We start from the raw sequence: 20,452 nt of genomic DNA on the forward strand, positions 1-20,452 counted from the left end.
GACGGACTCTGTCCCGGAGCCACGTCGAAACTGCCGAACCGACGAAACGCTCACAACGGCTGCGTCACCAGGCCGAAGTGAGAAGCGCGGGTGGTGTCCCGCTCACCTGAGACTAACCGGCCGGTAACGAGCGCGCCAGTCCCGGGAAGTTGAGGAAAATGTGATCTGGATCGCGGATAGGCTCGGATTCATGGAATGCGCCGAGGATCCGGAATTCTGCTCGATGATCGATCGATTGCGGGACGAGATCGAAAAGGACTCCGGAGAGGTCCCGACGGCATTCGAACATCTTCTGCGAACGGCCGATCCCGAAGAGCTCCACCGCGTCCTCACCGCGCCCGCGCAGCCCCTCTGGGCCCGCGAGATCGCCGCCTACCTCCTCGGCGTCGCCGGTGACCCCCGTGCCTTCGAGGCGCTCGTGCTCTTCCTCAACCACCGGGACCCGGAGCGCTGCGTCACCGCCGCCCACGCCCTCACCCGGCTCGGTGATCCGCGCACCGCCCGCGCGGCCGCCGCTCTCGCCACCAACGAACTCCGGGTCGCCTACGCGCTGCTGCCGGTCCGGCTGCTCGCCGAACTCCGCGCCCCCGAGTCCGTCCCGGCCCTGATCACCGTCCTCGAACGGCGCCTCCCCGCCGACGACCCCCACTGGCGGGTCGGCCTCGCCTGTGTCGAGGCGCTCGGAGCCCTCGGAGACCCCAGGGCCCGCCCCGCCCTGGAGGCCGCGCTCCCGCACCCCCGGCTCGGCGCGGCGGCCGAGCGGTCCCTGACCCGGCTCGCCCCGGCCGACGGGTAGGCGGGCGGACCGGCGACGCGTCAGCGCAGCAGGCGCAGGCCCGCCCCGGCGCCGCCGGCCGTGTCGAGGTCCGGCGTCCGCTCCGGCTCCGGCACCAGGGCGAACGCCTCGATCTCCATGAGCAGTTCCGGCCGGACGAGCGCCGACACCTGCACCGCGGAACTCGCCGGCAGCGGCGTCCCCGCGAAACGCGCGTCCCGTGCCTCCCGCACCGCGGGGAGGTGGGCCACGTCCGTCACGTAGTACGTGAGCTTGACCACGTCCTCGAAGCCGGCGCCCGCGGCGGCGAGACAGCGGTCCAGGTTCGCGAAGACCTGCCGCGCCTGCGCCCCCGCGTCCCCCTCACCGACCACCGCGCCGGACGCGTCGAGGGCGCACTGCCCGGATATCGCGACGAAGCGGCCCGTCCCCCACACGACATGGCTGTACTGCGGGCTGGCGGCGATGCCGTCGGGTGCGGGGACGTGGGTGAGGTGGCTCGTCATGTCGGACATCCTCGCGCACGCCACCGACAGTGCCCGCGCCCCCCTGGGGTCGCGGGCACCGTAGGCGGTCGTGGGGACGCGTCAGCGCACGTGCCCGAGCAGCCCGTGCAGGGTGGCGCCGGTCGACTCGGCGCGCGGGGCGCCGGCCCGGTGGCCCGACGTCCGCCCCGCCTGCGGCCCGGTCCTCGCTTCCGTCGTCGGTCCGGTCGTGGCTTCCGTCCCGGCCCCGGTCTTCGCTCCGGACGCGGCGACGGGGTCGGGCTCCGGCTCCGGGAGGGCGGCGCAGACCGCGTCCGTCTCGGCGTCGCCCTCGGCGCGCGGGACCTTGCCCGTGGCGAGATAGGCGACCAGGTGCTCGTCCATGCAGTCGTTGCCGCCGAGCGTCACCCCGTGGTTCCCGCCGCCCTGCTCGACGACGAGGCTGGAGCCGCGGATCAGCCGGTGCAGGGCGACCCCGCCCTCGTACGGAGTCGCCGCGTCGTCCGTCGCCTGGAGGATGAGGACCGGCGGCACCTGGTCGTTGGTCACGTCCGGCGGGGTCAGGGACTCCACCGGCCAGAACGCGCAGGGAGCGTTGTACCAGGCGTTGTTCCAGGTGGAGAAGGGCGCCTTGGCGTGCACGTCCCAGTTGTCCTTGCGCCAGACGCTCCAGTCCCGGGGCCAGGCCGCGTCCCGGCACTGCACACTCGTGTAGACCGAGTAGCCGTTGTCGGCGGCGGCGTCGGCCTCCCCGTACCGCTCGTACGCCTCCGTCAGCGGCACCGCGTCCGCGTCGTTGACGTAGGCGGAGAACGCGCTCGCGAGCCGGGGCCAGTAGCCGTTGTAGTACCCGCCGGGCAGGAAGGTGTCCTCCAGCTCGCCCGGACCGACCTTCCCGCCGGCCGGGGCCGCGCGCAGCTCCTCCCTCATCCGGTACCAGGCCGCCTCGACCGCGGCCGGGTCGGTGCCCAGCTTGTAGACGGAGTCGTGCCGGGCCACCCACGCCATGAAGTCCTTGTGACGGGTGTCGAAGGCGTAGTCCTGCGCGATGTTGTCCTCGTACCAGACGCCGTGCGGGTTGACCACGGAGTCGAGCGCCATCCGCCGCACCCGGTCCGGGTGGAGCCGCGCGTACACGGCGCCGAGGTAGGTCCCGTACGAGTAGCCGAGGTAGTTGATCTTCGGGGCGTCGAGCGCCCGCCGGATGACGTCCATGTCCCGCGCGGTGCTCACGGTGTCGATGAACGGCAGCACGTCCGCGTACTTCTTGCCGCAGGCCTCGGCGAAGTCCTGTGCCCGGCCGACCGCGTCGCGCTCGCCGTCGGCGCCGCGCGGCACCGAGTCCGGGCGCACCGGGGCGAAGTGGCCGGGCCGGCAGTCGAGCGCGGGCTCGCTCTTGCCGACGCCCCGCGGGTCGAAGCCGATGACGTCGTACTCGGCCGCCACCTTCGGCGGCAGGGAGGCCGCCACGTACCCGGCCATGGACCGCCCGCTGCCGCCGGGCCCGCCCGGGTTCACGAGCAGGGGACCCTGGAAGGTCTTCGCGGTGTGCGGGACCCGGGTGAGGGCGAGGGTGACGGTCCGGCCGGCCGGGTCGTCGTGGTTCAGGGGCACCTTCAGGGAGGCGCACTGGAGCCGTGGATACGCCTTGGTGGCGCAGTCGGTCCAGGTGAGCGGGGGGAGCGGGCGGGGGGCCGGTTCACCGGCGCCCGCGGGGGCGGCGGGCAGGACGGTGACCGTCCCGGCGACCAGCGCTCCCGCGGCGATCAGCATTCCTGCGCGTGGGGTCATAGGGCGTTTGTGTCCCGAACGGGCCGTGAAGGGACCTGTTTCGCCGAGAGTTGACCCGAAAGGAGGGGATTCCGACGGCGTGTCAGGTGACCGGTCCGATGATCCGACGGGGCCGGCCGGGGGAGAGCGGCCGGTCAGAGGAGGGTGAGCTGCTCCGGTGCCTCCGCCGTCTCCGGCGCCTCCGGTACGGGTGTCCGGCGCGGCGCTCCCCGGTGCGCGGGCCCGATCCCGAACTCGGCGGCGAGTTCGTGCACCTGACGGGTGATCCGGCGCTGGTACCAGGTCGGCGCGTAGGCCCCGTCCCCGTACATCCGCTCGTACCGCCGCACCAGGCCGGGGTGGTGGCGCCGCAGCCACTGCATGAACCACTCGCGGGCGCCCGGGCGCAGGTGCAGCACCAGCGGGGTGACCGAGCTCGCCCCGGCCTCGGCTATCGCGCGGACCGTGTCGCGCAGCTGCTCGGGCCGGTCGCCGAGGAAGGGGACCACGGGGGCCATCAGGACCCCGCAGTCGATGCCGTGCTCGCCGAGGGTGCGGACCACGTCGAGTCGGCGCTGCGGAGAGGGGGTGCCGGGTTCGACCGTGCGCCAGAGCTCCTGGTCGGTGAAGCCGACGGAGACGGAGATGCCGACCTCGGTGACCTGGGCCGCCTGGGTGAGGAGCTCCAGATCGCGCAGGATCAGCGTGCCCTTGGTGAGGATCGAGAAGGGGTTCGCGCGGTCCCGCAGCGCCGTGAGGATGCCCGGCATCAGGCGGTAGCGGCCCTCCGCCCGCTGGTAGCAGTCGACGTTCGTGCCCATCGCGACGTGCGCGCCCTGCCAGCGGGAGGAGGCGAGCTGGCGGGTCAGCACCTCCGGGGCGTTGATCTTGACGACGATCTGGGAGTCGAAGCCGAGTCCGGTGTCGAGGTCGAGATAGCTGTGGGTCTTGCGGGCGAAGCAGTACACACAAGCGTGCGAGCAGCCCCGGTACGGGTTGACCGTCCACTCGAACGGCATCCGGGAGGCGCCCGGTACCCGGTTGAGGATGGAGCGGGCCCGCACCTCGTGGAAGGTGATGCCACGGAACTCGGGGGTGTCGAAGGTGCGGGTGGTGACCGCGTCCGTGCCGAACAGGGCGATGTCGGCGGGAGCGGCGGGGGTGTCGCCCAGATTGTCCCAGCGCATGGGCGCCTCCTCGATGGCTCTGCGTCGGCTCCGCTTCGTCTCCGCGTCGGCCGTTCGACCAGAATAGAACAACTGTTCCCTTGATCGCCGCAACCCGGATTTCGCGCCCCGGGGCCCTCGTGGTTCTCTAGGGGGTGTCTTGTCGATCAGGCCGGGCTCGCGGCGCCTGGCACCGCACCTCGCCGCGTTGTCGTCGGTCGCCGACGCTCCGCGTCGACTCCCTCCTCCGCCTTGCGAGGCACGGCACCGGACGCCGCTCCCTGATCCGGCCCGACCGACACGACACCCCCTAGGCCACACCCCCGAGGAACCACGAGCTGGAGGAAGTCAATGGCGCAGGTCGAGGCCACGACGGAACGGATCATCGCCGCGGACGCGGAGACGGTGTTCGACGCGCTGGCCGACTACAGCGGCACGCGCGCGAAGGTGCTCCCCGAGCACTTCAGCGAGTACGAGGTGCGCGAGGGCGGCGACGGCGAGGGCACCCTCGTCCACTGGAAGCTCCAGGCCACCAGCAAGCGCGTCCGCGACTGCCTCCTGGAGGTCACCGAGCCCACCGACGGGCAGCTCGTCGAGAAGGACCGCAACTCCTCCATGGTCACGACCTGGACCGTGACCCCCGCCGGCGAGGGGAAGTCCCGCGCCGTCGTCACCACCGTCTGGGACGGCGCCGGCGGCGTCGGAGGGTTCTTCGAGCGGACCTTCGCGCCCAAGGGCCTCGGCCGGATCTACGACGAGCTCCTCGCCAAGCTGGCGGACGAGGTCGAGAAGTAACGCCCGGAGCGTTCACCGATTCGAGTGGATCGCCCGCGCCCCCGTTACCCGCGCTCCGGCGCGACGGGGGCGCGGGCCCACTTGTAAACGCGCTGATGAGCGCCCCAAGTGCGCCGTAGCGCGGGGGCGTTCACGGCCCCGGACGCCATGGGCGGCCCGTACCGCCCGACTTGCTCCCCCTTCGCGCCCAATGCGAAGAATGGCGCGGCGCAGACGCCGCGACGAGGGGAGCAGGTACGTGGGTGCGATCACGATGGCGGAGACCATCGGGGGAGCGGTGGCCGCGGAGGACGCCGACCCCCTCGCCGACAGCGCGGCGCCCGGGGACCCCGCGCCCCCGGCCGCCCCCGCACCGGCCGCCCTCGACCCCCGCCGCGTCCGGCTCGTCTTCTGCGGCCTCATGCTCGCGCTGCTCCTCGCCGCCCTCGAGCAGATGATCGTCGCCACCGCCCTGCCGAAGATCGTCGGCGAGCTCCAGGGCCTCGACCGGATGTCCTGGGCCATCACCGCGTACCTGCTGACCTCCACCATCGGCCTCCCGATCTACGGGAAGCTCGGCGATCTCCTCGGCCGCAAGAGCGTCTTCCTCTTCGCCATCGTCGTCTTCGTCATCGGTTCCGGCCTGGCGGGCTGGTCCCGCAGCATGGACGAGCTCATCGCCTTCCGCGCGATCCAGGGCATCGGTGCCGGCGGCCTCATGATCGGCGTCCAGGCGATCATCGCCGACATCGTCCCGGCCCGGGACCGCGGCCGGTACATGGGCCTGATCGGCGCCGCCTTCGGCCTGGCCTCCGTGGCCGGGCCCCTGCTCGGCGGCTTCTTCACCGACCACGTCTCCTGGCGCTGGTGCTTCTACTTCAACGTGCCGTTCGGCCTCGTCACCCTCGCCGTCGTCGCCGTCGTCCTCAAGCTCCCCAAGCCCGCCGCACGCGCGCGCTTCGACGTCCTCGGCGCCCTGCTCCTCGCCGCCGCCTCCACCTGCCTGGTCCTGCTGACCAGTTGGGGCGGCACCGAGTACGCCTGGGACTCCCGGGTCGTCCTCGCCCTCGCCTGCGGCGCCGCCGGCACGACCCTGCTCTTCCTCGTCGTCGAGCACCTCGCGCCCGAACCCCTGATCCCGCTGCGCCTCTTCCGCGACTCGGTCTTCACCGTCACCGCCCTCGTCGGCGCCGTCGTCGGCATCGCACTCTTCGGCGCCGCCAGCTACCTCCCCAGCTTCCTGCAGATGGTCGAGGGCGCCTCCGCCACCGAGTCCGGCCTCCTGATGCTGCCCCTCATGGGCGGCATCGTCATCGCCTCCGTCGTCTCCGGCCAGCTCATCAGCCGCACCGGCCACTACAAGATCTACCCGGTGCTCGGCGGAGCCGTCTCCGTCCTCGGCATGTGGCTGCTCTCCCGCATGGACACCGACACCCCCCGCCTCCAGTACAGCCTCTGGCAGGCAGTCCTCGGCACCGGGATCGGCCTCGTCATGCCGGTCCTCGTCCTCGCCGTGCAGAACTCCGTGCGCCCCGCCGACCTCGGCACCGCCACCAGCGCCCACAACTACTTCCGACAGATCGGCGGCAGCGTCGGCGCCGCCGTCTTCGGCACCCTCTTCGCCTCCCGGCTCGACGACGCCCTCGGCGACCGGCTCGCCGGCGTCCTCGCCGGCGGCCCCACGTCCCTCCCGCCGGCCGAGTCGATCACCCCGCAGACGGTGCACACCCTGCCGCCCGCCGTCCGTGACGCCTACATCCAGGCGTACGCGGACGCGATGCCGCGCATCTTCCTCTACCTCGTGCCGGTCCTCGTGCTCGGCCTCGTCCTCGCCTTCTTCCTCAAGGAGAAACCGCTGGTGTCCCACCACAGCCCCACCACCGAGGCCACCGGGGCCGACGCCTTCGGCGGCGTCCAGGCCGTCCCGCACGCCCGGCACGCCGCCCCCGCTCCCGCCGTCGCCCCGCCGCACTCCGGGCTCCCCGTCTGCGGCACCGTCCAGCACCACGACGGCAGCCGGGTCCCCCGGGCCGCCCTCACCCTCATCGACGTCCAGGGCCGGCAGGTCGGCCGCGGCGCCAGCGGCGAGGACGGCCGGTACGCGCTGAGCGTCCCCGGCGGCGGCGCGTACGTCCTCATCGCGGCCGCCGGCGGACACCAGCCGCAGGCCGTCTCGGTCACCGTCGGCGACCGGCCGATCGAGCTCGACGTCGTCCTGGGCGGTGCGGGGCGGCTCGCGGGCGGCGTCGTCACCGCCGACGGGACCCCCGTACGGGACGCGGCCGTCACCCTCACCGACGTACGCGGCGAGGTCGTCGCCTCCACCCGCAGCGGGCGCGACGGCGGATACGTCATCACCGAACTGGTCGCGGGCGAGTACACGCTCGCGGCCAGCGCCCCCGCCTTCCGGCCCGCCGCCCTCCCGGTGAGCGTCCAGGCGTCCCGCGAGACCCGCCAGGACATCGAACTCGCCGGCGGGGCCGTGCTGCGCGGCACGGTACGGGCGGGCGGCGGCCGCCCCGTCGAGGACGCCCGGGTCACCCTGCTCGACGCGGCGGGCAACGTCGTCGACACCCTCACCACCGGCGCCGACGGCACCTTCCGCTTCGTGGACCTGTCCTCGGGCGAGTACACCGTCATCGCCGCCGGCTACCCGCCCGTCGCGACCGTCCTCCAGATGGCCGGCGGAGGCCGCACCGAGCGCGACCTCCAGCTCGGCCACGAGGACTGAGCGCCGGTGTCCGTCAGGAGGCGGTCGTCGCCTTGCGCAGCGCGCTGATGCAGCTGCCGATCGCCTCCTGGAGGGCTTCGAGCCGCTGGAGCATGTCGGCCTCGTAGATGTCCTCCTCCATCACCTCGTCCAGGGTCAGCTCCTCGAAGACCTTCGTCGCCTTCTGCAGGCTGTTGTAGAACTTCGTCCGCCGCTCCTGGACGCGCAGTGCCGGGTCCTCCTCGACCGCCTTGGCGACCAGGCCCTTCACCGTGTCGTACGCCTCACCGGCCCACTCGCCCGCCTCCTCCGAGTCGTCGAGCTCGTCGAGGAGGGACAGATGCCGCTCCGCCTCGGCCCGCAGCTCGGCCGGCGCCTCCACGGTCTGCCCGGCCGGCGTCTTGATCTGGCCGTTCTCGACGATCTGGCGGACGTACCCGATGCGGTCGGCCGCCTTCGCCTCGCTCGCCACCGCCTTCTTCAGATCGTCGGTACGCGCGATGGCACGGGCCATCTCGGTCTGGAGCGCGGGGTCCTCCTTCATCCGGTCGAGCAGCGCGCCGCGCGCGGCCTCCGCCGTCCCCGGGTCGGCGAGGATCGCGGCCCGCAGCGCCGTCGGGTTCTCGGCGACCTCCAGGGCCTTCGTCGGGCGGATGCCCTCCGCCTCGGCCGCCGCGCTGATCGCCTGGCCGCGCACGGACGTGGCGCTGTTGCGGGAGGCGTAGTACGAGTGCCAGACGTCCGCGTCGGGCAGCTCGATGTCCTCACCCGGGACGAGCACCTCGAACTGCGGGACCAGACCGTCGTCGGCCGCCATGTCCCAGGCCTTGTAGTGGCGCATGACCCGCTCCGGCGAGCACCCCGCGAGCTCCGCGAAGGCCTTCGCGGAGACCTTCCTCCGGGCCGTCCCCTCGGCGGGCTGCCCGCCGGGCCGCACGCTCCGCGCCACCTTGAGCGCGAACGCCCAGCCGCCCGTGCGCGCGTACACCCCGAAGTCCTGGGCGTCACGGACGACGACGGGGTCGAGGGCGGCGGGGTCGGGGACGAGATCGGGCTCGGTGTCGAGTGCCGCGTCGGTGTCGAGCGCCGCGTCGGGACCGGGGGTCTCCTCCGCCCGAGGCTCGGGCTCCGCGCCGGGCTCGGGCTCCGGGCCCGGCCCCGGACCGGTCGCCACGGAGGCCTCCGGCTGCTGTACCCAGAACTCCTCCGCACTGTCCGGCCGCTCCACCGCCACGGGCTCGGAAGCGGCGGGCGCGGGGACGACGGGGGAGGTGTCGGACGGGTCGAGGGCGATGGTCACCGAGAACACTCCGGAAGGTCGGGTACGACAACGGCGGCCGACAGCCTATACGCACCCCTTGGCGATGTTTCGCCCCGTTTCGAAGCGCGGGCCTCCGGAAAGGCGGGTGGGGCCGGGATCCTCGCCGCGCCGCCACGGCCCCGCGCCGTCCGGCCGAGGAGGCCCCTGAGCGTATCCGGAGCCGCGCCGGTGCTCCGTACCGCCGTCCCGGTGACCGCCAGTGGTCCACTCCAACGACGGTTATCCACAGGGGTGGTGGGGCCGCCTGGCGGCGCGTACGGTGCCAGACATGAAGATCCTCATCAGCGCCGACATGGAGGGCGCGACCGGTGTGACCTGGCCCGCCGACGTGCTCCCCGGCACGCCGCAGTGGGAGCGGTGCCGGGCCATGTTCACCTCCGACGTGAACGCCGCCGTGCTCGGCTTCTTCGACGGAGGCGCGGACGAGGTCCTCATCAACGAGGCGCACTGGTCCATGCGGAACCTGCTCCTGGAGCGGCTCGACGAGCGGGCCGAGATGCTGACCGGACGGCACAAGTCGCTCTCGATGGTCGAGGGAGTGCAGCACGGCGACGTCGACGGCATCGCCTTCGTCGGCTACCACACGGGTGCCGGCGCCGAGGGCGTCCTCGCCCACACCTATCTCGCGAACTCCATCACGGGCGTCTGGCTCAACGGCGAGCGGGCGAGCGAGGGCCTGCTCAACGCCCATGTGGTCGCGGAGTACGGCGTTCCCGTCGTCCTCGTCACCGGCGACGACCTCACCTGCGAGGACGCCCTCGGCTACGCGCCGGAGGCACCCAAGGTCGCCGTCAAGGACCACGTCTCGCGGTACGCGGCGGTGTGCCGGACCCCGGCCAGGACCGCCGCCGACATCCGGGCGGCGGCGAAGGCCGGGGCCGCGCTCGCCGTCCGCCACCAGCCGGTCCGGGGCGGCCCCTTCTCCGTGGAGCTGGAGTTCGACGCCGACCACCTCGGCGCCGCCGCCACGGTGGTTCCCGGCGTGGCGCGGAGCGGCGAGCGGCGTGTCGCCTACACCAGCGAGACGATGTACGAGGCAATTCGCACGTTCAAGGCGGTCACGACCATCGTCTCGGCCGCGGTGGAGGAGCAGTATGGCTGAGGAGGTCCGGGGCCCGGACACGACAGCGCTCGACGAGGTGGTCGCCTTCACCTCCGAGCTGATCCGGATCGACACCACCAACCGGGGCGGCGGCGACTGCCGTGAGCGTCCCGCCGCCGAGTATGTCGCCGAGCGCCTCGCCGGGGCCGGGATCGAGCCCACCCTCCTGGAGCGGACCCCCGGCCGCACCAACGTGGTGGCGCGGATCCCCGGCACCGACCCCTCGGCCGACGCGCTCCTCGTCCACGGCCATCTGGACGTGGTGCCCGCCGACCCCGCCGAGTGGAGCGTCCACCCCTTCTCCGGAGAGGTCCGCGACGGGATCGTGTGGGGGCGCGGGGCCGTCGACATGAAGAACATGGACGCGATGGTCCTGGCCGTCGTCCGCGCCTGGGCCCGGCAGGGCGTCCGGCCCCGCCGCGACATCGTCCTCGCCTACACCGCGGACGAGGAGGCCAGCGCCGACGACGGCTCCGGTTTCCTCGCCGACCGGCACGCCGCCCTCTTCGACGGCTGTACGGAGGGCATCAGCGAGTCCGGCGCGTTCAGCTTCCATCCTCAGCCCGGCACCACCCTGTACCCGATCGCCGCCGGGGAGCGGGGCACCGCCTGGCTCAAGCTGACCGCCCACGGCCGGGCGGGCCACGGTTCCAAGGTGAACACGGCCAACGCCGTCACCCGCCTCGCCGACGCCGTCGCCCGGATCGGCTCGCACACCTGGCCGGTCCGCCTCACCTCCACCGTCCGCGCCGCCCTCACCGAACTCGCCGCGCTGTACGCCATCGACATCGACACCGGTGCGCCCGACCTCGACGTGGACCTGCTCCTCGACAAGCTCGGACCGGCCGCGGCCCTGGTCCAGCCGACCGTCCGCAACAGCAGCAACCCGACGATGCTGGAAGCCGGTTACAAGGTCAACGTCATCCCGGGCCAGGCCGTCGCCCACATCGACGGGCGGACGCTGCCGGGCACCGAGGAGGAGTTCGCCGCGACCATGGACCGGCTCACCGGGCCGGACGTGGAGTGGGAGTTCCACCACCGCGAGGTGGCCCTGGAGGCGCCCGTGGACTCGCCCACCTTCGCGAAGATGCGGGCCGCCGTCGAGCGCTTCGACCCGGCCGGCCACGTCGTGCCGTTCACCATGTCCGGCGGAACCGACGCCAAGCAGTTCTCCCGGCTCGGCATCACCGGCTACGGCTTCTCGCCGCTGCGGCTGCCCCCGGACCTCGACTACGGAGCCCTCTTCCACGGCGTCGACGAACGGGTCCCCGTGGACGCCCTTCACTTCGGGGTCCGGGTGCTCGACCACTATCTGAAGTCGGCGTAGGACCGTGTCCGGTCCGCGTGACACCGCGACAGGGGGAGATCGGATGACCACGAGCACGGCGGCCTACGGCAGCTGGCCGTCACCCGTCGACGCGGCGCTCGCCGCCGCCCACGACGGGCGGCCCGAGTACCTCGGTGCCGTGGGCGACGAACTGTGGTGGACGGCACCCCGCCCCGCCGAGGGCGGCAGGCGGGCCCTCGTCCGGCGGCGCGCCGACGGCACCGAGGAGAGCGTGCTGCCCGCCCCGTGGAACGTCCGCAGCCGGGTGATCGAGTACGGCGGCAGGCCCTGGGCGGCGGCCGCACGCCCCGCAGGCGGACCGCTCGCCGTCTTCTGCCACTTCCCCGACCAGCGGCTGTACGCCTACGAGCCCGACGCCTCCGCCGGGCCGCTGCCCCTCACCCCCGTCTCCGGGACCGGCGGCGGACTGCGCTGGGTGGACCCGGTGGTCCACCTGGACCGGGGCGAGGTGTGGTGCGTCCTTGAGGAGTTCACCGGACCCGCGCCGACCGACGTGCGCCGGGTGCTCGCCGCCGTACCCCTCGACGGATCGGCCGCCGAGGACCGCGCGGCGGTGCGCGAACTCTCCGACGGGCGCCACCGGTTCGTCACCGGGCCCCGGCTCTCCCCGGACGGGCGGAAGGCGGCCTGGATCGCCTGGGACCACCCCCGGATGCCCTGGGACGGCACCGAGGTCCAGCTCGCCGACGTGACTCCCGACGGCGCGTTCCGGGGGGCCAGGACCGTCGCGGGCGGCCCCGACGAGTCCGTCCCGCAGGTCGACTGGGACACGGAAGGACGGCTGCTGCTCGTCAGCGACCGCACCGGCTGGTGGAACCTCTACCGGGCCGAGGTCCGCGCCGACGGCGCCATGGCCGAACCGGTCGCGCTCTGCCCCCGTGCCGAGGAGTTCGGCGGACCCCTCTGGAAGATCGGACTGAACTGGTTCGCGCCCCTGGAGGACGGACTGATCGCCGTCGTCCACGGCGAGGGCAGCACCGCACTCGGCATCCTCGACCCCGAGCGCGGCACCCTCGTCGACGCCGCGGGACCCTGGACCGAGTGGGCCTCGACGCTCGCCGCGCAGGGCACCCGGGTGGTCGGCGTCGCCGCCGGACCGCACACCTCGTACGAGCTCGTCGAGCTCGACACCCGCACCGGGCGCACCCGCGTCGTCGGCGCCGCCCACACGGACGTCGTCGATCCCGCCTACCACCCCGAGCCGCGCGTCCGCACCTTCACCGGCCCCGGCGGCCGGGAGATCCACGCGCAGGTCCACCCGCCCCACCACCCCGCCTTCACCGGGCCCGAGGGCGAGCTGCCGCCCTACGTCATCTGGGCGCACGGCGGACCCACCGGACACGCACCGCTCGTCCTCGACCTGGAGATCACCTACTTCACCTCGCGCGGCATCGGGGTCGCCGAGGTCAACTACGGCGGCTCGACCGGCTACGGCCGGGAGTACCGCGAGCGGCTGCGCGAGCAGTGGGGCGTCGTCGACGTCGAGGACTGCGCCGCCGTCGCCCGGGCCCTCGCGGCCGAAGGCACCGCCGACCCCGCCCGCCTCGCCGTGCGCGGCGGCAGCGCGGGCGGCTGGACGACCGCCGCCTCGCTCGTCTCCACCGACGTCTACGCCTGCGGCACGATCATCTACCCCATCCTCGACCTGCGGGGCTGGGCGACCGACGAGACCCACGACTTCGAGTCCCAGTACCTGTACGGCCTGATCGGCTCCCTCGACGAGGTGCCCGGCCGGTACGAGGAACGCTCACCGATCGAGCACGTCGGCCGCGTCACGACCCCCTTCCTGCTGCTCCAGGGGCTCGACGACGTCATCTGCCCGCCCGCTCAGGCCGAACGGTTCCTCGCGGCCATGGCCGGCCGGGGCGTCCCGCACGTCTACCTCGCCTTCGAGGGCGAGGGCCACGGCTTCCGCGGGGCCGACACCCTGGTGCGCGCCCTTGAGGCCGAACTCTCGCTGTACGCCAGGGTCTTCGGCGTCGAGCGGCAGGACGTCCCCGATCTGGAGTACCGGACATGACCGGGCCGGTACCGGACACGACCGGGCCCGCCGCCACCGGATCACGCACCGGGGGCCGGCCGCACGTCGGGCCGCTCACCCGGGCCGGGCGGCTCGGGCCCGGGGCGCGGGTCGCCGTCGTCGCGCCCAGCGGTCCCGTCCCCGAGGACCGCCTCGCGGCGGGGCTCGACATCCTGCGCGGCTGGGGACTGGACCCCGTGGTCGCCCCGCACGTCCTGGACACCCACCCCGGCCTCGGGTACCTCGCGGGCACCGACCGGGCGCGCGCCCGGGACCTGACGGAGGCCTGGTGCGATCCCTCGGTCTCCGCCGTCATCTGCGCGCGCGGCGGATTCGGCGTGCAGCGGATGGTGGACCTCGTCGACTGGGAGGCGATCAGGCAGGCCGGGCCCAAGGTGTTCGTCGGCTACAGCGACATCACCGCCCTGCACGAGGCCTTCGCCGTCCGAGCCGGGTACGCCACCCTGCACGGCCCGATGGTCGCCGCCGGCACCTTCCTCTCGGATCCGCGCACCCAGGAGTCACTGCGGGCCACCCTGTTCGAGCCCGAGTCCGTCCGGACGCTGGGCCTGGACACGGCCCGGGCCCTGGTGCCGGGCCGGGCCCGGGGCGTGACGCTCGGCGGCTGCGTCAGCCTCATCGCCGCCGACCTGGGCACCCCGTACCAACGGCCGTCGGCACGCGGAGGGCTGCTGCTCCTGGAGGACGTGGGCGAGGAGCCGTACCGGATCGACCGCGTCCTCACCCAACTGCTCCGCTCCGGCTGGCTCGACGGCGTCGCCGGCGTCTGCCTCGGCTCCTGGGCGGAGTGCGGCCCCTACGAGGAGGTGCGGGCGCTGCTCGCCGACCGGCTCGGCGGCCTGGGGGTGCCGGTCGTGGAGGAGATGGGCTTCGGGCACGGCGCGACGGCGCTGACCATGCCGCTCGGCGTCCCCGGCACGCTCGACGCGGAGCAGGGCACGCTCACCCTCGACGTACCGGCGCTGCGCTGATCCGCGCGGCTCCCGCCCCGGCGCCCCCAGGCCTGCCGGTCAGAGCGCCGCGTACCCCGGGCGGACGACCTCGTCGATCAGCCGCTGCCGCTCCGGCAGCGGCAGGAAGGCGGCCTCCAGAGCGGCGACCGTGAACTCCTCGAAGATCTCCGGGCCGTACCCGAAGGCGTCCACCATGTGCTGGAACTCCTCGCTCATGGTGGTGCCGGAGACCAGCCGGTTGTCCGTGTTGAGCGTGATCCGGAAGCCGAGGCGGCGCAGCTCGTCGATCGGGTGCGAGGCGTAGTCCTTCGCCGCGCCCGTCTGGAGGTTGGAGGTCGGGCAGACCTCCAGGGCGATGCGGTTGTCCCGGACGTACGAGGCCAGCCGGCCCAGGGTGCCGTCCTCCGCGATGTCGTCCGTGATCCGCACGCCGTGGCCGATCCGCTCGCTGCCGCAGACCTGCACGGCCTCGTGGATCGACTCGGCCCCGACGGCCTCCCCCGCGTGGATCGTGAAGTGGCAGTTCTCCCGCTTCAGGTGCTGGAACGCGGGGAGGTGGCGGGCCGGCGGGTTGCCGATCTCGCCGCCGGCGATGTCGAAACCGGCCACGCCGTTGTCCCGGTGCGCGACGGTGAGACGCGCGATCTCCAGGGAGCGGTCGGTGTGGCGCATGCCGGTGAGCAGCGTGCGGACGGTTATCCGGCCGCCGGCCCTGCGCTCGCCCTCGCGGAAGCCGTCGTTGACCGCCTCGACGACCTCGTCGAGGGTCAGCCCGCCCTCCAGGTGCTGCTCGGGGGCGTAGCGGATCTCCGCGTAGACGACGCCGTCCGCCGCCAGGTCCTCGGCGCACTCGGCCGCGATGCGCGTGAGCGCCTCACGGGTCTGCATCACCGCACAGGTGTGGGCGAAGGTCTCCAGGTAGCGCTCCAGCGAACCGGAGTCGGCGGCGTCCCGGAACCACACCGCGAGCGCGGCGGGGTCCTCGGTCGGCAGCGCGGTGTAGCCGCACTCCCGCGCCAGCTCGACGATGGTCGCGGGGCGCAGCCCACCGTCGAGGTGGTCGTGCAGGACGGCCTTGGGGGCCCGGCGGATCCACTCGGAGACGGTGGCGGCGGCAGGCGTGGAGGAGTTGTCAGACAAGTGCATGGCGGGGAAGTGTACGCCACGGGGGACGGGCACGCTGTGACGGGGCCGACAGGGGGCCGGCCGCGCCTGCCGGACCCGGTCCGCGCTCAGTGGGAATGGAGGACCGGCAGGGCCGGGGCGCCCGTCGGCAGCATGTGCTTGGCCGCGAGGACCGGGACCTCGCCCACCCGCACCACCTGGGTGACCAGCACGGCGGGGGTGTCCGCCGGCCGGCCCAGCTGTTCCCCGCGCCGCCGACCGAGCAGCGTCGCCGTGATCCCGCTGTGCGCGCTCAGGGCCGTGTCGCGCGAGGCCCTGACGAGGACCGACAGCATGGAGACCGCCGGTCCGCGCCCGGCGCCCCCCTGTTCGGCCGCCCGCAGGGCCCGCGCGAACTCCGGGTGCACCCGGTCGAGCAGGTCGTCGGCCGTCGCCCACTCGTGGCTCAGCGCCGCCGCCGTACCCTCTCCGGTCAGCACGGACTCCCAGAACCGCAGCTCGGCGCGGGCCGGGGCCAGCAGGTGCTGGGTGGTGAAGTCCGTCGGCTCCTCGACCGTCCGCAGCAGGGCGCGCACCCGCAGCGGGGTCCCCGGCCCGATGAGCTCCTCCAGCGGCTGGACGTGCTCGAACCCGCGCCGGGGCGGGCGGTCGTTGACGGTCCGTCCCACCCCGCGCCGGACGGTGAGCAGCCCGTCCTCCTGGAGCAGCAGCAGCGCCTCGCGCAGGGCGGGCCGGCTGACGCCGAGCTCGGCGGCGAGCTTGGGCTCCGAGGGGAGCGTCGACCCCGGCGGGTAGGTGCCGTCGTGCACGGCGTCCGCGATCCGCTCGTAGAGCGCGACGACCGGTCGCCGCCGCTGCCCGCTGACCGCCACGGCCGCTCCTCGTCTCGTTCCCGCCGGTGTCCGGGACCACGGTAGTCGGCCCACGCTGTCTGACAAGTCACCCGTACGGCTCTTCTCACCGTCACGGCGAGGCCTCACCCGCCTCATTCTGGTCCCACGGCGGTGGCCGGGTACGCACGACGGAGGAGAGGGCGGGCATGAGTCCCAAGGAGACGTCACGGACACCGGGCGGGGGAGGGCCCCGATGCGCCGAAGCCCTCACGCCGGGCGGGGTCGGGATGCTCACGACCACCCCCATCGGCGTCGTCGCCCGGGGCCTGTCCCGCGCCGCACGGGGGCGGAGGTGAGGCGGCGCGCCGTCGTGGGCGCGGGCGCGGTCCTCGCGCTCGCCGCCTTCGCGGTGTCCTCGACCGAGGAGACGGCGACGGCGGACGGCGCCGCCCGGACCCGCCCGATGCCGGACTTCCTCGGCCAGGGGCTCTGGCGTGTCTTCACCCGCCTGGACCACCGCACGCGGCTCGACGTCCACGACGTGAGCGGTGACGACCGGCGGGTGCTCTGGCCGCCGCGATGGCAGGTCTGCACGCAGTACCCGGCCGCCGGGGCGGGGCTCGACCGCCGGTCCACCGTCATGGTCGGAGTCGTACGCAAGGGCGAGACGTGCCCGCTCCGAGTCCGCACGGCACGTCGCTGAGAGCGCCCTGGCCCACCCCCGGCCCAGCCCGCGCGGCCGGGCGCCGGCCCACGCGTCGCTGAGAGCCCGCCCCCGTCCCAGACCGCGCGGACGGGCGCCGGTCCACCGTGGCCGGGGCGGCGGCCCACCGGGGCCCGCGTGGCCCGCCGGCCTGCGTGGCCGACCGGGGCACGCGGACGTGCCTCCCGCACCGGATGCGCTCAGGCTCCGGAACCCCCGCCGAGGGCGGTGGCGAGCGCCCGCGCCTGGTCCGGCGTGATGCCGAGAGCGAGCGGTACCCGGCGGGGGCTGTACGGGGCGGAGCAGACGGCGATCGGGCTCTCCCCGGACGTGGTCCACCGGGGCCCGCCGGCCGGCCCCCGTCCCTCCAGCAGGGCCGTGGCCAGACCGGTGGCGGCCGCGGCGCGGATCCCCGGGAGCCACGGCCGGGCGATCGCGGCCGGGGTTCCGGCGCGCACCCGTTGCACGAGATCCCGGATCAGGCTCGGCGCTTGTAGTTGATCTTCATGGTGTCGAGGTCGGTCACCGTCGAGCGCAGCGCCCCGTACCCGTGGCCGAGCTCCTTCAGCGCCGTCTCCACGCGGTCCTCCGCGAGCGCACCCGCCATCTCGTCGCCGTCCTCGGCGTCGGAGACGACGACCAGGCGGTACGAGAAGTGCTTCAGCGTCCTGTCGTAGGCGAGGGAGCCCTCCTCCGTGAACTGCATCGCCGTCAGCCCGTGCGCGTCCACCTCGGCGAGCAGCCGGGACCGGCTCTCCTCCGACAGGCCCTCGAACGTGCCGCGCACGATGACCCGGTAGGTGTGCTGCGTGCCCATCTCTCGTACTCCCCGCACCATGGTTCCCCCGGCTCGCCGTGCGGCGGGCCGACCGTCCACCCTAGGGCGGGGCCGCCGACGCCGCCGGGAATTTCCGGCGCGCCCCCCGAGCCGCCCGGCCAGGAGCCAGGAGCCAGGAGCCAGGAAGCAGGCCCGCGGCTCGACGCGGAGAGCCCCTGGTCAGGGTGGCTCCGGGCGTGTTCCATGGGGCGATGACGACCGTACGACGTGCCGTACTGACGCTGCCCGCCGCCCCCTTGGGCCCGGACAACCCCCTTCCCGCACTGCGGGCCCCCGCCGGTGCCGGGGCCCACGCGGTCGACGCGCCGACCCTCGCGGAACTCCCGCGTGACATGGCCCGGGCCATCGGGCGGGCGCCCCTGCGCAGCCTGCTGCCCACCGCCGTGCGCGACGGCTACGGCCGCGAGCGCACCCCCACGGACCTCGACTCGATCGTGATCGAGAACGACCGGCTCCGGGCGACCGTCCTGCCCGGCCTCGGCGGCCGGATCCACTCCCTCCACCACAAGCCCACCGGCCGCGAACTCCTCTACCGCAACCCGGTGTTCCAGCCCGCCGCCTTCGCGCTCAACGGCGCCTGGTTCTCCGGCGGCATCGAGTGGAACATCGGCGCCACCGGCCACACCACCCTCTCCTGTTCGCCCCTCCACGCGTCCACCGTCCGCGCGCCCGACGGCGGCCCGATGCTCCGCCTCTGGGAGTGGGAGCGGTTGCGAGACCTGCCCTTCCAGGTCGACCTGTGGCTCCCGGAGGGCTCCGACTTCCTCTACGTCGGCGTCCGCGTCCGCAACCCCCACGAGCGGCCCGCCCCCGTCTACTGGTGGTCCAACACCGCCGTCCCCGAGGACCGCAGGATCGTCGCGCCCGCCGACGCCGCCTGGCACCACGGCTACGAGCGCGGCCTGCGCCGCGTCCCCGTTCCCGTCACCGAGGACGGCACCGACCGCTCGTACCCCCTGAACGGCGCCCACGCCGCCGACTGGTTCTACGACCTCGCCGAGGAACAGCGCCGCTGGATAGCCGCGCTCGACACCGACGGCACCGGCCTCGTCCAGACCTCCACCGACCCGCTGCGGGGCCGCAAGCTCTTCCTCTGGGGCACCGAGCGCGGCGGCAGGCGCTGGCAGGAATGGCTGACGGAACCCGGCACTCCCGGTTACGCCGAGATCCAGGCCGGTCTCGCCCGTACCCAGCTGGAGCACCTGGAGCTCGCGGGCGGCGCGGAGTTCAGCTGGCTGGAGGCGTACGGACCGCTCGCCGCCGACCCCGCCGCGGCGCTCGGCGACGACTGGGCGGCGGCCCGCGCCGACGTCGAGCGGACCCTGGCCGGCGCGCTGCCCCGCGACGCCGTCGACGCCGCGTACCGGGCGTGGCGGGAGGGAGCGGCCGACTCCGCGCCGGAGGAGACCCTCGCGGCCGGCTCCGGCTGGGGAGCCCTGGAAGTCCTGCGCGGCCGCCACGACCTGCCCGGCACGCCCTTCCCCGAGTCGACGCTCGGTCCCGAGCAGGCACCCTGGCTTGAGCTGCTCCGCACCGGCGTCCTGCCGCCCCCGGCGAACGGCGCCGCGCCGGGCGTGCCGCTGGTCGCCGCGCCCTGGCGGGACATGCTGGAGACCGCGCCCGCCGACCCCTCCACCGAGTACCACCTCGGCATCGCCCAGTGGCACGCCGGTGACCGTGCCCAGGCGGTACGGAGCTGGGAGCGGGGGCTGAAGGAGGCCACCGCCTGCTGGCCCCTGCTGTACTGCCTGGCCGTCGCCGACCGGGAGGACGGGCACCCCGACCGGGCCGCCGAACGCTTCGCTGAGGCCTCCGCCGACCACGAGGCCGCGTCCGGCCCCCGGGACGCGTCCCGCCACCCGGACGACTCCCGGGACGCGTCCCGCCACCCGGACGACCCCCGTCACGCGCCCCGACACTCGGCGGACTGCGAGACGGTCGCCGCCACCCTCGGCCGCGAAGCGGTCGAGGCGCTCCTCGCCGCCGGGCGGCCCGACCGGGCCCGGTCCCTCTGGGGCGGGCTGCCGGAACGAGCCCGGCGGAGCGGGGCGTTCCGGCTGCTCGAAGCGCGGCTGCTGCTCGCCGAGGGCAGGAAGGACGAGGCTCGCGCCGTCTTCGACGCCGGCTTCGAGGTCGCGGACCTGGGCGAGGGTGCCGAGATCCTGGGCGAGGTCTGGGCGCGCCTGACCGACGAACCCCTGCCGTACGCCTACGAGTTCCGCATGCGACCGAGCTGAGGGAGGGACGGGACGGGGGGCCGGTGGCTACCCTGGACGCGGGGGGCGGCGGCGACGGGACGGAGGTCCGGGGATGGCGGCGTGGGCGACACAGGAGTGCCGGTGCGGGCATCCGCGGTTCCGTCACGGTGAGCCACGGTTCTCGGGAGTCTGCGGCGCGTGCCTCTGCGACGCCTTCGCGATGCCTCCGGCGCCGGTCGTCCAGGAGCCGCCCCGACCGCCCGAACCCGACCGGACGCCGCACCCCAGTTGCCCGAACCAGGACCCGGAC

At 74.2% G+C, this 20,452-nt stretch carries 17 protein-coding genes; 9 read left to right on the forward strand and 8 right to left on the reverse strand.

Translation table 11 applies throughout. The features are described 5' to 3' along the window. Window positions 1-190 precede the first annotated feature (190 nt). Window positions 191-796: a HEAT repeat domain-containing protein gene (locus AMK29_RS14230; protein ID WP_073812573.1), complete on the forward strand. Its 606-nt coding sequence runs from the start codon at window positions 191-193 to the stop codon at window positions 794-796. A 20-nt stretch (window positions 797-816) separates the two neighbouring features. Here AMK29_RS14230 and AMK29_RS14235 read toward each other — a convergent pair whose 3' ends face one another. The 3 genes from AMK29_RS14235 to AMK29_RS14245 all read right to left on the reverse strand — a co-directional run bounded on the left by AMK29_RS14235 (window position 817) and on the right by AMK29_RS14245 (window position 4,217). Then, a complete protein-coding gene (locus tag AMK29_RS14235; RefSeq protein WP_073812575.1) occupies window positions 817-1,281 on the reverse strand; it encodes a RidA family protein in 465 nt (154 codons plus the stop codon). 81 nt (window positions 1,282-1,362) lie between these two features. Then, window positions 1,363-3,051: an alpha/beta hydrolase gene (locus AMK29_RS14240; RefSeq protein ID WP_073812578.1), complete on the reverse strand. Its 1,689-nt coding sequence runs from the start codon at window positions 3,049-3,051 to the stop codon at window positions 1,363-1,365. A 134-nt stretch (window positions 3,052-3,185) separates the two neighbouring features. Further along, window positions 3,186-4,217, reverse strand: a complete 1,032-nt coding sequence (locus tag AMK29_RS14245; protein ID WP_073812580.1) for an Rv2578c family radical SAM protein — start codon at window positions 4,215-4,217, stop codon at window positions 3,186-3,188. A 330-nt stretch (window positions 4,218-4,547) separates the two neighbouring features. On the opposite strand from AMK29_RS14245, the gene AMK29_RS14250 reads away from it, so the two are divergent. Together AMK29_RS14250 and AMK29_RS14255 are read left to right on the forward strand one after the other, a co-directional pair. Then, window positions 4,548-4,991: an SRPBCC family protein gene (locus AMK29_RS14250; RefSeq protein ID WP_073812583.1), complete on the forward strand. Its 444-nt coding sequence runs from the start codon at window positions 4,548-4,550 to the stop codon at window positions 4,989-4,991. Between the two features lie 253 nt (window positions 4,992-5,244). Further along, window positions 5,245-7,701, forward strand: coding sequence for an MFS transporter (locus AMK29_RS14255; protein ID WP_107422613.1), 2,457 nt, complete (start codon window positions 5,245-5,247; stop codon window positions 7,699-7,701). A 13-nt stretch (window positions 7,702-7,714) separates the two neighbouring features. Here AMK29_RS14255 and AMK29_RS14260 read toward each other — a convergent pair whose 3' ends face one another. Continuing rightward, entirely contained in the window at window positions 7,715-8,980 is a 1,266-nt protein-coding gene (locus AMK29_RS14260; protein WP_073812585.1) for a hypothetical protein, read from the reverse strand. A gap of 289 nt (window positions 8,981-9,269) precedes the next feature. Between AMK29_RS14260 and AMK29_RS14265 the strand changes: the two genes are divergently transcribed. The 4 genes from AMK29_RS14265 to AMK29_RS14280 are packed head-to-tail and all read left to right on the forward strand — an operon-like array spanning window position 9,270 to window position 14,463. Beyond that, complete coding sequence (locus AMK29_RS14265; RefSeq protein WP_073812587.1) at window positions 9,270-10,103, forward strand: M55 family metallopeptidase; 834 nt, start codon at window positions 9,270-9,272, stop codon at window positions 10,101-10,103. Continuing rightward, window positions 10,096-11,430, forward strand: coding sequence for a M20/M25/M40 family metallo-hydrolase (locus tag AMK29_RS14270; protein WP_073812590.1), 1,335 nt, complete (start codon window positions 10,096-10,098; stop codon window positions 11,428-11,430). The genes AMK29_RS14265 and AMK29_RS14270 overlap by 8 nt, the downstream gene beginning before the upstream one ends. A gap of 43 nt (window positions 11,431-11,473) precedes the next feature. Continuing rightward, window positions 11,474-13,471 (forward strand): S9 family peptidase, encoded by a 1,998-nt coding sequence (locus AMK29_RS14275; RefSeq protein ID WP_073812592.1) that lies wholly within the window; start codon window positions 11,474-11,476, stop codon window positions 13,469-13,471. Beyond that, a complete protein-coding gene (locus AMK29_RS14280; protein ID WP_073812594.1) occupies window positions 13,468-14,463 on the forward strand; it encodes a S66 peptidase family protein in 996 nt (331 codons plus the stop codon). The genes AMK29_RS14275 and AMK29_RS14280 overlap by 4 nt, the downstream gene beginning before the upstream one ends. 39 nt (window positions 14,464-14,502) lie before the next feature. Here AMK29_RS14280 and AMK29_RS14285 read toward each other — a convergent pair whose 3' ends face one another. Both AMK29_RS14285 and AMK29_RS14290 read right to left on the reverse strand, forming a co-directional pair. After that, on the reverse strand, window positions 14,503-15,591 hold the full coding sequence (locus AMK29_RS14285; protein WP_073812597.1) for an adenosine deaminase: 1,089 nt from the start codon (window positions 15,589-15,591) through the stop codon (window positions 14,503-14,505). 86 nt (window positions 15,592-15,677) lie between these two features. After that, window positions 15,678-16,442, reverse strand: coding sequence for a GntR family transcriptional regulator (locus tag AMK29_RS14290; protein WP_073812599.1), 765 nt, complete (start codon window positions 16,440-16,442; stop codon window positions 15,678-15,680). Window positions 16,443-16,755: 313 nt separating this feature from the next. Here AMK29_RS14290 and AMK29_RS14295 point away from each other — a divergent pair, with 313 nt between their 5' ends. After that, the gene (locus tag AMK29_RS14295; RefSeq protein WP_073812601.1) at window positions 16,756-17,106 is read left to right on the forward strand and encodes a hypothetical protein; all 351 of its coding nucleotides are present in this window, start codon (window positions 16,756-16,758) and stop codon (window positions 17,104-17,106) included. A 200-nt stretch (window positions 17,107-17,306) separates the two neighbouring features. Here AMK29_RS14295 and AMK29_RS14300 read toward each other — a convergent pair whose 3' ends face one another. Together AMK29_RS14300 and AMK29_RS14305 are read right to left on the reverse strand one after the other, a co-directional pair. After that, window positions 17,307-17,564 carry a hypothetical protein gene (locus AMK29_RS14300; RefSeq protein WP_073812604.1) on the reverse strand — a complete coding sequence of 86 codons (258 nt, stop codon included), beginning with the start codon at window positions 17,562-17,564 and terminating at the stop codon, window positions 17,307-17,309. Window positions 17,565-17,584: 20 nt separating this feature from the next. Beyond that, on the reverse strand, window positions 17,585-17,923 hold the full coding sequence (locus tag AMK29_RS14305; protein WP_073812607.1) for a DUF6204 family protein: 339 nt from the start codon (window positions 17,921-17,923) through the stop codon (window positions 17,585-17,587). Window positions 17,924-18,135: 212 nt separating this feature from the next. Here AMK29_RS14305 and AMK29_RS14310 point away from each other — a divergent pair, with 212 nt between their 5' ends. Beyond that, window positions 18,136-20,181, forward strand: coding sequence for a DUF5107 domain-containing protein (locus AMK29_RS14310; protein ID WP_073812609.1), 2,046 nt, complete (start codon window positions 18,136-18,138; stop codon window positions 20,179-20,181). Window positions 20,182-20,452: the final 271 nt, after the last annotated feature.

This window comes from Streptomyces sp. CB02261 (assembly GCF_001905665.1).
In the GTDB taxonomy this organism is placed as follows: Bacteria; Actinomycetota; Actinomycetes; order Streptomycetales; family Streptomycetaceae; genus Streptomyces.

Excerpts from the sequence above, each read along its gene's own strand:
- AMK29_RS14280 (WP_073812594.1), top strand. The coding sequence starts at position 13,468 with ATGACCGGGCCGGTACCGGACACGACCGGGCCCGCCGCCACCGGATCA.
- AMK29_RS14265 (WP_073812587.1), top strand. The coding sequence starts at position 9,270 with ATGAAGATCCTCATCAGCGCCGACATGGAGGGCGCGACCGGTGTGACC.
- AMK29_RS14310 (WP_073812609.1), top strand. The coding sequence starts at position 18,136 with ATGACGACCGTACGACGTGCCGTACTGACGCTGCCCGCCGCCCCCTTG.
- AMK29_RS14270 (WP_073812590.1), top strand. The coding sequence starts at position 10,096 with ATGGCTGAGGAGGTCCGGGGCCCGGACACGACAGCGCTCGACGAGGTG.
- AMK29_RS14230 (WP_073812573.1), top strand. The coding sequence starts at position 191 with ATGGAATGCGCCGAGGATCCGGAATTCTGCTCGATGATCGATCGATTG.
- AMK29_RS14250 (WP_073812583.1), top strand. The coding sequence starts at position 4,548 with ATGGCGCAGGTCGAGGCCACGACGGAACGGATCATCGCCGCGGACGCG.
- AMK29_RS14275 (WP_073812592.1), top strand. The coding sequence starts at position 11,474 with ATGACCACGAGCACGGCGGCCTACGGCAGCTGGCCGTCACCCGTCGAC.
- AMK29_RS14235 (WP_073812575.1), bottom strand. The coding sequence starts at position 1,281 with ATGACGAGCCACCTCACCCACGTCCCCGCACCCGACGGCATCGCCGCC.
- AMK29_RS14285 (WP_073812597.1), bottom strand. The coding sequence starts at position 15,591 with ATGCACTTGTCTGACAACTCCTCCACGCCTGCCGCCGCCACCGTCTCC.
- AMK29_RS14245 (WP_073812580.1), bottom strand. The coding sequence starts at position 4,217 with ATGCGCTGGGACAATCTGGGCGACACCCCCGCCGCTCCCGCCGACATC.
- AMK29_RS14240 (WP_073812578.1), bottom strand. The coding sequence starts at position 3,051 with ATGACCCCACGCGCAGGAATGCTGATCGCCGCGGGAGCGCTGGTCGCC.
- AMK29_RS14255 (WP_107422613.1), top strand. The coding sequence starts at position 5,245 with ATGGCGGAGACCATCGGGGGAGCGGTGGCCGCGGAGGACGCCGACCCC.
- AMK29_RS14305 (WP_073812607.1), bottom strand. The coding sequence starts at position 17,923 with ATGGGCACGCAGCACACCTACCGGGTCATCGTGCGCGGCACGTTCGAG.